Source organism: Crocinitomix catalasitica ATCC 23190 (assembly GCF_000621625.1).
GTDB lineage: Bacteria > Bacteroidota > Bacteroidia > Flavobacteriales_D > Crocinitomicaceae > Crocinitomix > Crocinitomix catalasitica.
Window position 1 is genome coordinate 121,836 of sequence record NZ_KK211319.1, and the last position, 12,281, is coordinate 134,116.

At 35.3% G+C, this 12,281-nt stretch carries 9 protein-coding genes; 7 read left to right on the forward strand and 2 right to left on the reverse strand.

Translation table 11 applies throughout. The features are described from left to right. Nucleotides 1-10: 10 nt before the first annotated feature. Entirely contained in the window at nucleotides 11-1,168 is a 1,158-nt protein-coding gene (locus T367_RS0120495) for a homogentisate 1,2-dioxygenase (RefSeq protein ID WP_027421499.1), read from the reverse strand. Nucleotides 1,169-1,429: 261 nt separating this feature from the next. Here T367_RS0120495 and T367_RS0120505 point away from each other — a divergent pair, with 261 nt between their 5' ends. The 7 genes from T367_RS0120505 (at nucleotide 1,430) to dusB (ending at nucleotide 10,373) form a co-directional block, all read left to right on the forward strand. Further along, nucleotides 1,430-2,374 carry an NAD-dependent epimerase/dehydratase family protein gene (locus tag T367_RS0120505; RefSeq protein WP_027421501.1) on the forward strand — a complete coding sequence of 315 codons (945 nt, stop codon included), beginning with the start codon at nucleotides 1,430-1,432 and terminating at the stop codon, nucleotides 2,372-2,374. A 146-nt stretch (nucleotides 2,375-2,520) separates the two neighbouring features. After that, nucleotides 2,521-3,420: a toxin-antitoxin system YwqK family antitoxin gene (locus T367_RS0120510; RefSeq protein WP_169736098.1), complete on the forward strand. Its 900-nt coding sequence runs from the start codon at nucleotides 2,521-2,523 to the stop codon at nucleotides 3,418-3,420. A gap of 74 nt (nucleotides 3,421-3,494) precedes the next feature. Continuing rightward, nucleotides 3,495-4,967 (forward strand): cysteine--tRNA ligase, encoded by a 1,473-nt coding sequence (cysS, locus tag T367_RS0120515; RefSeq protein ID WP_027421503.1) that lies wholly within the window; start codon nucleotides 3,495-3,497, stop codon nucleotides 4,965-4,967. 64 nt (nucleotides 4,968-5,031) lie between these two features. Beyond that, nucleotides 5,032-5,724 carry an inorganic pyrophosphatase gene (locus T367_RS23420; protein ID WP_035846886.1) on the forward strand — a complete coding sequence of 231 codons (693 nt, stop codon included), beginning with the start codon at nucleotides 5,032-5,034 and terminating at the stop codon, nucleotides 5,722-5,724. A gap of 156 nt (nucleotides 5,725-5,880) precedes the next feature. Next, nucleotides 5,881-8,328 carry a T9SS C-terminal target domain-containing protein gene (locus T367_RS0120525; protein WP_027421504.1) on the forward strand — a complete coding sequence of 816 codons (2,448 nt, stop codon included), beginning with the start codon at nucleotides 5,881-5,883 and terminating at the stop codon, nucleotides 8,326-8,328. Between the two features lie 2 nt (nucleotides 8,329-8,330). Next, nucleotides 8,331-9,353 (forward strand): PorP/SprF family type IX secretion system membrane protein, encoded by a 1,023-nt coding sequence (locus T367_RS0120530; protein WP_072032238.1) that lies wholly within the window; start codon nucleotides 8,331-8,333, stop codon nucleotides 9,351-9,353. A gap of 21 nt (nucleotides 9,354-9,374) precedes the next feature. Continuing rightward, nucleotides 9,375-10,373 (forward strand): tRNA dihydrouridine synthase DusB, encoded by a 999-nt coding sequence (dusB, locus tag T367_RS0120535; RefSeq protein WP_027421506.1) that lies wholly within the window; start codon nucleotides 9,375-9,377, stop codon nucleotides 10,371-10,373. Between the two features lie 9 nt (nucleotides 10,374-10,382). Here the strand turns inward: dusB and T367_RS23425 are convergent, their stop codons facing one another. Next, nucleotides 10,383-11,288 carry a DUF2279 domain-containing protein gene (locus T367_RS23425; RefSeq protein ID WP_169736099.1) on the reverse strand — a complete coding sequence of 302 codons (906 nt, stop codon included), beginning with the start codon at nucleotides 11,286-11,288 and terminating at the stop codon, nucleotides 10,383-10,385. Between the last annotated feature and the right edge of the window lie 993 nt (nucleotides 11,289-12,281).

Below are 12,281 nucleotides of genomic sequence, written 5' to 3' on the forward strand. Positions count from 1 at the left end.
TTTAAATGGTTTAATGTAACCATGATTTGTAATAGTCCTTGAATTCTAATCCAAGTGCTTGTTTTGTTAATTTTAATGGTTTGAAAGTGTCGATCATTACAGCGAGCTCTAATGTTTCTTTCTTGCCAATACTTCTTTCGTATGCTCCAGGGTGTGGTCCGTGTGGGATGCCGCCTGGGTGTAAGGTTATTTGCCCTCGTTCAATATTGTTTCGGCTCATAAAATCACCATCAACATAATACAATACTTCATCCGAATCTATATTACTATGATTGTATGGGGAAGGAATTGCCTCTGGGTGATAATCGTATAATCTTGGCACAAATGAGCAGATTACGAATGCGCTTGTTTCAAAAGTTTGATGAATTGGAGGTGGTAAATGTACCCTGCCTGTTATTGGTTCAAAATCGTGAATTGAAAAAGCATAAGGGAAATTATAACCATCCCATCCAGCCACATTAAATGGGTGGTGTTGGTAGGTATAATCGTAAAGAATTCCTTCTTTTTTTATTTTTACTAAAAATTCACCTTCTTCATCAAACGTTTCCAAAACTTCTGGTCCTCTAAAATCACGCTCGCAAAATGGTGAATGTTCTAATAGTTGACCAAAATGATTTCTGTATCGCTTAGGTGTATATATCGGATGAAAAGATTCGATAATTAACAATCTATTTGCTTCTGAATCAAAATCAATCTGATAAATCATTCCTCTAGGAACAACTAAATAATCGCCATAAGAAAAAGGAATATTTCCTAATTGAGTGCGTAAAGTACCCGTTCCTTCATGAATAAAAATCACCTCGTCGGCATCAGCGTTCTTATAGAAATAATCGCGTAATGACTTCTTAGGTGATGCTAATACAATATGACAATCGCTATTAATCAACACAGGTACACGACTTTCAATGAAATCGTCTTTAGGTGGAACATCAAAGCCTTTTAAGCTGCGCATTTGCATGTCCTTCTCAAAAGCAATCTCAGGATTTAAGTCAATTCTATTACCTATTTCCTTTACAATTGTTGGAGGTTGTAAATGATACAGTAAAGAAGACATGCCATCAAAACCGATTGTACCAAAAAGTTGTTCGTGATGTATTTTTCCATTTTCTTGAAGGAAAACAGTGTGTCTCTTGTGTGGGATTTTCCCAAGTTTATGATAAAAGGGCATATTTTTTTATTTTACGTGAGTATTGAATAATAAATTGCAGACAAGTACCTCATTCTGGATCCCTTTTGATCAAGAATTTTAAGTAACCCAATAAATCTTCGAAAATACTTTCCATACTTTAAAAATACTCTTCTAACAAAGATAAGTATTTTTTCAAGGTCAAATATTCGGAGTTCATCAAATAAATTTATTTTTGTACCTGTTTCTAGTATTATACCTAGAACAATTGAATATAGTATTCCTGAATTAAATAAACTGTGCATGAAAAAAATATTAGTGGTCGGAGCATCTGGACAAATTGGAACTGAATTGGTTATAGGATTGAGAAAAAGGTTTGGTAAGGATCAAGTGATTGCATCTGACATAGCTCCGGCTACGCAGGATAAATTAGCAAATGGGCCTTATGAAGAATTGGATATTTTAGACAATGATAAACTGTCTGAAGTGGTCAATAAACACAAGATCGAAGAAGTTTATTTATTGGCGGCCCTTTTATCTGCAACAGCTGAGAAAAATCCAGGTTTTGCTTGGAAGTTAAATATGGATGGTTTATTTAATGTTTTAAACTTAGCAAAAGAAGGTGTAATTAAAAAGATTTTCTGGCCAAGTTCTATCGCTGTTTTTGGACCAACTACTCCAAAAGAAAATACACCACAATTAACGATCATGGAGCCAAGTACAGTTTATGGTATTAGTAAATTGGCTGGTGAAAGATGGTGTGAGTATTATGCGAAACAATATAACGTTGACGTGAGAAGTATTAGATACCCAGGTTTGATTTCATATACTTCTTTACCTGGTGGTGGAACGACGGATTATGCCGTTGATATTTTCTATTCAGCGAAAAGAGGCGAAAAATACAATTGCTTTTTATCAAAAGATACGCCACTTCCGATGATGTATATGGAAGACGCTATCAATGCAACAATCAATTTAATGGAGTCGCCAATTGACTCAATTAAGATTCGTTCATCGTATAACTTGGGTGGAATTTCATTCACGCCTGAGCAAATTTATAATGAAATCCGCAAAACAAATCCCGATTTTGAGATAGAATATCAACCAGATTTCCGTCAAAAAATCGCCGATAGTTGGCCGGGTAGTATAGATGATAGTGATGCAAAAAATGATTGGGGTTGGAAAGGTGAGTTTGATTTGGGAAAAACATGTCAAATTATGCTTGAAAATGTGAGTGTTGAAGGTTAATTTCTTTACACTTGAATATTACAAATCGAAAATATTAGGAATTTGGTCATGTGAATATAGATTTTGAGCGAAAACCTATTTATTTCTGAATTATTATTTGTAGATTGTCGCCAAGAAACCGCCAAAAAATTATGATATTCCCAAACATGAAAACGTTACTTGCGCTTCTAGTTTTTTTACCATTATTAAGTTTATCGAATTCGGTTGATCCAGTAATTAATTACGTAATAAACCCTGATCAAGGAGAACCTGACGGTTATCCCAATAAGGAAGATGAAAAAGGTCGTCAAGGGTTATGGACAATTTGGGGTCATATGATGCCTCAAAAAGGATATCCGGAGGATGGTAGAATTGAAGAGGGTGGTTATGTTGATGGGCGTAAGAATGGAGAATGGATTAAATTCCATAAAGATGGAAAAACTCCGCGATTAAAAGGTGATTATATTGACAATAGACCAAATGGTGCTTATGTCAAATATTATGAAAATGGTGAAGTAATGGAAGAAGGGAAGTTCACATCAGGTAAACATGTGGAGGTATTTAAACGTTATTATGAAGATGGCACCATTTCTCAAGAAAAAACATTCAATCAAGACGGTAAAGAAGATGGTTTAATTCGCTACTACTACCCTAATGGAAAAGTTGAGTTTGAATACAATAAAACGAATGGTGTAACAACTGGAAAAGCAATTCGGTTTTACGAAAATGGAGATGTTAAAGAAGAGTTAACGTATGGGGCTGACGGAACAGTGAGTGAAAGAGTAGAGAAAGAAAGAGTAAATCCTCCAGTGAATAGTGTGCCTGCTGAAAAGGTTGTCACTTCAAATGCTCCTGATGGAAATTCAGGATCTACGAAAGACGGAAAAAGCTTTAAATCAAATGGCTATAATAAAGTTTATAATTCAGATGACGAATTATGGATGGATGGAGAATTTAAAAAAGGTAAATTGTGGGATGGAAAATTATACAAGTACGATAGCGATGGAATTTTACTTAAAATAGAAATTTGGAAAAATGGAGCTTACCATTCAGATGGACAGCTCTAAGAATAAAAATTATTGATAAATTTGAACCCGTTACTAAAAAAGTGACGGGTTTTTTTATTACCAGCTTTACGATAATGACAAAAGAATTAAAATTATACAATAGCCTTTCGGCTGAAAAAGAAGTTTTTAAGCCAATCCATTCCAATTATGTTGGGATGTATGTTTGTGGGCCTACAGTTTATAGTGATGTCCATTTAGGGAATTGTAGAACTTTCATTTCGTTTGATATGATTTATCGTTACCTAATTCATTTGGGTTATAAAGTTCGTTATGTTAGAAATATAACTGATGCTGGACATTTGGTTGATGACGCTGACGAAGGTGAAGATAAAATTGTAAAAAAAGCAAGATTGGAGCAAGTTGAACCAATGGAAATAGTTCAAAAATATACAGTCGGTTTCCACGATATTTTAAGAAATTTTAATGCAATTCCACCTAATATTGAACCAACAGCTACTGGTCACATCCAAGAACAAATCAATATTATAGAAAAAATTATCAGTCAAGGTTTAGCATACGAAGTAAATGGTTCAGTTTATTTTAATGTTGATAAATACAATGAAACTGCTGATTACGGAATTTTATCAAAACGTAAAATCGAAGATCTTATGTCTGGAACGCGAGAGCTGGATGGGCAATCTGAAAAGAAAAGTCCGCTTGATTTTGCTTTGTGGAAAAAAGCATCTCCGGAGCATATTATGCGTTGGAATTCGCCATGGTCTGATGGTTTTCCAGGGTGGCATATTGAATGTACAGCAATGTCAACGAAATATTTAGGCGAATCATTCGATATTCACGGAGGTGGAATGGATTTAAAATTCCCTCATCACGAATGTGAAATAGCGCAAGCGCAAGCATTCACAGGTAAGCCGCCAGTGAAATATTGGTTGCATGCCAATCTTTTAACATTGAATGGTAAAAAGATGAGTAAATCAACTGGAAATACATTGTTGCCAGATGAATTATTTAGCGGGGATACGCCACTATTAGAAAAAGGATTCGACCCAATGGTTGTTCGTTTTTTTATGATGCAAGCACATTATAGAAGTGTTCTTGATTTTTCTTATGATGCATTATTGGCTTCTGAAAAAGGGTATCATAAATTGATGACTGCTTATAAAGATTTGGATAAATTAAAAGTATCGGAAGAGAGCAGTGAGGAAGTGTCTAAACATATTGCTGCTTATTATTCAGCAATGAATGATGACTTTAATACGCCAATATTAATTGCCAATCTATTCGATACGGTTTCATGGATCAATAAAGTTAAAGTCGGTCAAGCAACTATAAGTAAAGCAGATTTAATTGAACTTAAGAAAGAGCTCGATGCATTTATTACTGGTGTTTTAGGATTGACAGGTGGGCAAGCAGAAAACAATGATGGAGCCAATAAAATGGATGCTGTTATGGAGGTTATTATTGAATTGCGTAAAAATGCACGAGAGAACAAAGACTGGACAAGTTCAGACCTTATTCGAGACAGTCTAACAGCAGCAGGAATAAGTATTAAAGATACTAAAGAAGGTACATCTTGGTCATTGAATTAGACCGATTTGTAATTTGCGCTTAAAAAAAAATTATTTTTGTCACTATTTTTCGAAATATAATATAATGGATAAGATCAAGAAACTACTAGAATTATTTGAACAAAAATTTGTTGCACACCCATGGCATGGCGTAACTATAGGCGAAAAAATGCCCGAACAAGTTAAAGCCTATATTGAGATCAATGAAAATGATCAAATAAAATATGAAATAGATAAGCCAAGTGGTCATATCATGATTGATAGACCTCAAAAGTATTCAAATATAGTTCCTGCTCTGTATGGTTTTATTCCACAAACATACTGTGATACTAAAATTGCTGAGCACTGTATGAAAGCTACTGGTCGTAAAGGAATTGTAGGTGATGCCGATCCTTTGGATATCATTGTTTTATCAGAAAGAAATATCACAAGAGGAGATATTCTAGTTGACTGTATTCCAGTTGGTGGTTTTAGAATGATTGATGGTGGTGAAGCTGATGATAAAATCATTGCTGTACTTAAAGATGATCAGGCATATGGTGATTGTAAAGATATAACTGACATCCCTTCTAAAGTTTTAGACCGTGTGAAGCATTTCTTTTTAACATACAAATCTAATCCTAACAATGACGGGTCTGATAAATCAGTTGAAATTACTGATACTTATGGTAAGAAAGAAGCACACGAAATTATTCGTTTAAGCTTTGAAGATTACACAAATAACTATGGTGATGTGAATAAAGATTTCGCTGAAACCTTAGCTAGTTTGGCTAAATAATTTTGATTTTCGTTTAAAATTCAAGATTTACCTGTTTTTTTGACAACCTTTACTATACTGAATGAGTCTAATTAGATAATTCAACGAAATTTGTTTGGTTGATATAATTAATTAGAATAATTATATTTACCGTTTATAGAGATAAATAATATTAACATGAGAAGAAATTTAAATGTACTGTTCAGTATATGTTGCCTTTTTGCATTTCAAAGTGTATCCAGTCAAATTGTAATTTATTCAGAAGATTTTGATGGTGCCTTAACTTGGACTTTGAATACGGATCCAACGGCGGAGGGTCCGAATCCAAACGTATGGTATATTTCATGTGAAGAAGAGGGTGTCGGTACAGGTTTCTGTTCTGAGACGGCGTGTGTTGTAGGTGACAATACTTTGCATATTGGTCCAGATCCAGGTGCTGGAGATTTAGGTGCTGTTTATGGTGAAACTCCTTTACCAGGAACGACTACAACAAATAGACGTGCTGAATCTGGTGATATTAGTACTGTAGGACATACAGATATCTCTTTAAATTTTGATTTTATTGCATTGGGTAATGCTTTAGATTTTGCAGAAGTTTTTTATAGTATTGACGGAGGAGTTACTTGGACATTGATTGATGGTCCTCTAACTTCATTATGCTGTGGAGGTGTAGCTTGTGATGGCGCGCTTGAAGGTTTATGGGAAACGGCTACTTATCTTTTACCTGCAGAATGTGAAGGAATTGCTAATCTTAGAATAAGTTTTGTTTGGCAAAATGTTGATGATAATGATTTTAGTAATATTTCAATAGGGGTTGATAATTTATCGATAACGAAAGAGGTAGTAGTTGTAGATGGTGGGCCAACTGCTTTGTTTGATCCAGAAGATATTACAATTTGTCAAGGTGAGTCAATCACATATACAGACATGAGCTTAACTGATGATGTTATTTCAGCATGGTCGTGGGTTTTTGGTGGTGGTACACCTGGAACTGCACTAACAGAAGGTCCTCATGTAATTACTTATACTACTCCTGGTGTATTTACTACATCACTAACTGTAACAGATGGAATTGGTTCTCATGACACGACTTTTACAGTGACTGTTTTAGATGGTCCTTATTCTGGTCCTTCAACTGCAGTAGATGTTTGTGAGGGGGATATTATTGACTTAAATACTTTATTAGTTGGTGCTGATGGCGGTGGTACTTGGGTAGAAACTACAGGTGCTCCTTCAGGAACATTTACGCCTGGTACAGGTGAACTTGATGCTGGTGGCCTTCCAGTAGGCGGTGTCTTTACTTTTGATTATTCAACTGGTCCTGGAGCTGCTCCATGTGATTTTATAGATGTTGCGACAATAACAGTTACAATAATTGCTTGTGAAGCTTTACGTGCATCTTTCGTGCCATCGAGTTATGAGATATGTGTAGATGATTGTTTAACTTTTACTGATTTAAGTGAAGGTACTGGAATCGTTAACTGGGTATGGTCGTTCAGTGATCCGGATATAGCAGGACCAGTAATAGGTGTTGATCCTGGATCAATTTGTTTTACTAATGCTGGTTCGATAGACGTTGTATTGACAATTACTGATGGTGTTGTTTTTGACGATACTACAATCACAATTACAGTAAATCCAAAACCAACTGTTTTAGCAACAGCAACACCTTCAACAACTGTTTGTTTAGGTGACAATGTTACTTTGACTGGTGCTGGAGCTGATTTTTATGTTTGGACTGGTGGTGTCACTGATGGTTTAGCTTTTGCTCCACTTGTTAGTGCTACATATACGGTAACCGGAACGAATGCTTTTGGCTGTTCAAATACAGATGATATCACAATTACAGTCGTAGAATGTGAGCCGCTAATTCCTGGCTTTGTATTCGACGATATTATATGTATTGGTGATTGTATTACTTTAAGAGATACATCTCTTGGTGGTCCAGTATCATGGTTATGGGATTTTGACGGAGGTGGAGAACCTGCTGGGTCAACTGAAAAAGAACCTGTAATATGTTTTAATACTGCTGGAATTTTTAATATTCAATTAACGGTAATTAATGGTATGGGCGAAAGTGCTTCAACTACTAAGTCAATTACAGTATTTGATGTACCTCTGGTAAGTGCTGAAATGGATACAATTATTGATTTGGCCGGTAGAGCAGACTTAATTGCTGTAGGCTTCCCATTTGATGGTGATTTTTCATGGGAACCATACGATGATATTGAATGTCCTACATGTCCAATCACAAGTGCTAATCCTTCTTCGGATGAGGTATATGTTGTAACACTGACAGATGTTAATGGATGTGAAGCAACGGATACAGTATTGGTTTATGTTAACTTTATTGAATCGTTAGGTGTGCCAGACGCATTTTCTCCTAATGGTGATAATGTCAATGATGTACTTTTTGTAAAAGGCTTTGGATTTGAATATGTTAATTTTAAGGTTTACAATAAGTATGGACAAATGATGTTCGAGTCGTCTGTACAAGAAATTGGATGGGATGGAACATTTAAAGGAAGAGACGAAAATCCAGGCGTGTTTACATGGGTGGTAGAATATAAGTTTATAAACGGTAGAGGTGGAGTTAAACAAGGGAACACAACATTAATAAGATAAAAATGAAGACAAGAATTATTTTAATCATATTTAGTTTAGGAACTGTCTTTCAGGGATTTTCCCAACAAGATAAACACCTTTCAATGTTTGCTGAAGCGCCAGTATTTTTAAATCCGGCTGCGGCAGGGTTTGCTCCTGGTAATTTGCAATTATTTAGTAATTTCAGAATGCAGTGGACTACTGTTTCGAATGAACCATATAGAACAATGACAGCGGGAGCTGATTGGAAAATGATGGACAAAGGAAATGGTTTTATGGGGGCAGGCATTAATTTCACAAACGATGCTGCCGGTGTAACGAATTACCAAACAAATGTTATCGCTGTTCCTGTGAATTATGCAATACTTTTAAATAAATCAAACTTGTTCTCTGTAGGAATTCAACCTGCTTATTATCAACGTAGCGTGAGTACAGCAAATGCAAGTTGGGATAATCAATGGACAGGTATTGAATTTGATCCAACTATTGATAACCAAGAAGCTGTGCCAAGTCAAAATTATAGTTTAAGTAAGTTTGATGTGAGTATGGGAGTTTATTGGGAAACGTTTTTTAGTAAATATTCTAAATTAACTTTAGGCATCTCTGGACAACATTTAACAAAGCAACGTATTAATATTTTGACTGATGACAATGGTTTATACCGTAAATTAAACGTTCATGGGCAAGGTAGTTTTGGTAAAATGAATTCAACTTTTACTTTAGAACCTGCTTTTATGTTCTTTGTTCAAGGACCTAATAAAGAATTTACTTTCGGTTCGAATTATAAATTCTTATTAAAAAGTGGTTCATTAATTACAAACTATTTTAATGATATCACACTTTCACTTGGAACTTATTACCGCGTTGGTGATGCATTTATGGTGAATGCAATTCTTGATATGTCTGGTTTAGGTTTTGGCGCATCGTATGATTTTAATATGTCATCTTTAACGAGAGCTACAAATGGTTTAGGTGGAATGGAATTCTTTATTCGTTACCGTCTTCAATTTGGAACAGGCGACTTAGGGAATAACAGAGTACACTAATCAATATATTGAGAGAAGGGAATGGGAGTTAAAATTAGGGATATTGACTTAGGGGATTTTCCCCTTTTGTTAGCACCAATGGAGGATGTTAGTGATCCGCCATTTAGAGCACTTTGTAAAAGGTATGGTGCAGATTTAATGTATACAGAATTCATTTCTTCTGAAGGATTGATTCGAGATGCCGCTAAATCTGTTCAAAAACTAGATATCTACGAATATGAGAGACCAATAGGAATCCAAATATTTGGTCATGATATCGATTCAATGATTCGTACAACGGAAATTGTCGAACAAACCAATCCAGATATTATTGATATCAATTATGGTTGCCCAGTAAAAAAGGTGGCTTGTAAAGGAGCTGGTGCTGGAATTCTACAGGATATTCCTAAGATGGTGGAGATGACAAAGCAAATTGTTCAACGTACACATTTACCAGTTACTGTTAAAACGCGTTTAGGTTGGGATGATTCTACAAAGCATATTGTTGAGGTTGCAGAACGTTTACAAGATGTAGGAATTGAAGCAATCTCTATTCATGGTCGTACGCGTAAACAAATGTACAAAGGTGAAGCTGATTGGTCTTTAATCAGTGATGTAAAGAATAATCCACGCATTAAAATTCCTGTTTTTGGTAATGGAGATATTACAACGCCAGAAAAAGCAGTGGAGTACAAAAACAAATATGGTGTGGATGGCGTAATGATTGGTCGAGCATCTATTGGTTATCCATGGATTTTTAATGAAATAAAGGAGTTTATAGCAACGGGAAAACATTTGGCTCCACCAAGTATACTTGATCGGGTAAACGTCGCTAGAGAGCATTTAAATATGTCGGTTGAATGGAAAGGTGAGATTCTAGGAATTAATGAAATGAAAAGACATTATTCTAACTATTTCAAAGGTCTTTCACATTTTAAAGAATACAAAGCACGATTGGTTACGACAATGAACTTAGCCGAGATTCAAGAAATATTTGATATTATCATAGAGGAATATGGTAATTCTGAAATTCTAGCGTAAACTATCCTGCTAAAAATACAAAGGATGAAAAGCCAACTTCCCTTGAGAAAGTTCTAAAGTTGGCATCGGAATCTTGATGATATTCAATCCCCTTAACACAACTTTTAGCCATTTGGCTTTAACTGGAATTTCTTCCAAGTCAAAATCAATCGAAAAGAATAATTGTCGGTACGGTTCGAAGTTGATTTGATTCCCGTTTTCTTGAATGATATAAATGCCACCATCTCCACTTATCTGATTGTTGATACTATACCCAACAGCCAAAGTAATCCATTTAGGAACCTTCACTTTATCTTGTAGCAAATTAAAACTATTCCAAGTTAACCAATACGTTTGGCCATTATAATCTTTAAAAGCTCTGCTTAAAAAATCCTCACCCAATACATTGGGTCTGTATTTAGCCAATTCTGTTTGATGCGTTGAAAACTTAATTTTCACAAGCTGTTTGTCCCAAAAATAAGCTTGCGAAAAATAGAGTAAGGAACCAAAAGTATTGGCACCCATATCCGACCATGAAAAGCCCCATTTGCTATTGTAAGCATCTAAAAATTCGAATGTAGTGAGGTAAGCAAAACTAAAACCACTGCCAATCAGGGCACTTTTTTTATGATCAACACCAGACCATTTATAGAGGTCACCACTTATTCTTGCTAAATTCCATGCTGTGGTGGTATGTCCCAGTTTGTCCATTTGTTGCCATTCATGCGCATCATCAAAAAAGTGGAATTTAGACTTGTCGAATTGGCTGTACCAAACGTATTTTAAACTCAAAATTGAACTGACCCAACCTACACCAAGAACACTAGAGGTTCCTATAAATCGTGCTTTGTTTACAGGTGCTTCTTGTTCATTTTCTTGACCATTTACATTCAACGCAAATAGCAAACAAATAAAGTATGTCAGTAGAATTCTCAAAACGGATGTAAATTTAGTAAACCAAAAGAATAAGAATGTATTTAATGAATTAAAATTTACTGGTGTACTGGAAAGAAAAATGAATTTTTAAATTGATAACTATTTGCTTTCTTAATGGATTTCTGCCAACGAGAATGACGAATGAATTCCCCATCTCGTCCCATTCTAATAAATTATGTCACCCCTGCGGGGTTTTGAACTTTCTTATGGCAACCTAATTATCGAAGGAATCCTTCCTTCGCTATTTTATGTCGTCCCTTCAGGACTTGGTTTTGCTTAAAACTAAACAAATCTACGTAGAACTGTGGGAAGCGTTTGATAGCAATAAACGCTTTGTGAACTCTGTGTCTTTTTTAACCAGTGTAGCTTCTGCGAAGTTGGTCTCCGTGTACTTTGCGGTTAACTTCGTCAAATCGCTATTCGTTTTTTACTTGGAGTTTAAATGTCTTAACCACAAAGGCCGCTAAGCAGACTCAAAGGGAATAAAGAAAAAGGAAGACAATTTTTAAAATCTAAAGACTAGCGACTCAAGACTATTGACTATTTAACAATCTGCACTGTTCCTTGCCCGACTAGCTCCGTTCCGTCATCTGAAATTGCCGCTTGTGACTTCGTACCGATAGTTATCCTCTCGCGCTCATTTAGCTTTGGCGTAATGAGTGTGTTCTTAGCTTGCATTTCTAATGCATAAAATTTAAATAAACAAGTACATTTAAGAGATTAAAATAAATATTTTGTTACTTACTTTTACGTTAGAAAGCTAAACCTAGATATTATTGTTTTTAATTTAAATAACGATTGGGCAGCATTGCAAATACTGAAATAAGAATGCACTTCCCTGACCAACCAACTCTGTTCCGTCATCACTTATAGCCGCTTAGCCTTCGTCCCGATAGAAATCCCTTAGGTTTGTTTCTTATAATATAGATATTATCTTGATGTTTATAATTAGAGTTACAACTAGTAAAGGCGAATAAACGATAGCTAAAGGTG

What these genes read in the sequence shown, in the direction of transcription:
- T367_RS0120495 (WP_027421499.1), bottom strand. Translation starts at nt 1,168, where the DNA reads ATGCCCTTTTATCATAAACTTGGGAAAATCCCACACAAGAGACACACT.
- T367_RS0120505 (WP_027421501.1), top strand. Translation starts at nt 1,430, where the DNA reads ATGAAAAAAATATTAGTGGTCGGAGCATCTGGACAAATTGGAACTGAA.
- T367_RS0120510 (WP_169736098.1), top strand. Translation starts at nt 2,521, where the DNA reads ATGAAAACGTTACTTGCGCTTCTAGTTTTTTTACCATTATTAAGTTTA.
- cysS (WP_027421503.1), top strand. Translation starts at nt 3,495, where the DNA reads ATGACAAAAGAATTAAAATTATACAATAGCCTTTCGGCTGAAAAAGAA.
- T367_RS23420 (WP_035846886.1), top strand. Translation starts at nt 5,032, where the DNA reads ATGGATAAGATCAAGAAACTACTAGAATTATTTGAACAAAAATTTGTT.
- T367_RS0120525 (WP_027421504.1), top strand. Translation starts at nt 5,881, where the DNA reads ATGAGAAGAAATTTAAATGTACTGTTCAGTATATGTTGCCTTTTTGCA.
- T367_RS0120530 (WP_072032238.1), top strand. Translation starts at nt 8,331, where the DNA reads ATGAAGACAAGAATTATTTTAATCATATTTAGTTTAGGAACTGTCTTT.
- dusB (WP_027421506.1), top strand. Translation starts at nt 9,375, where the DNA reads ATGGGAGTTAAAATTAGGGATATTGACTTAGGGGATTTTCCCCTTTTG.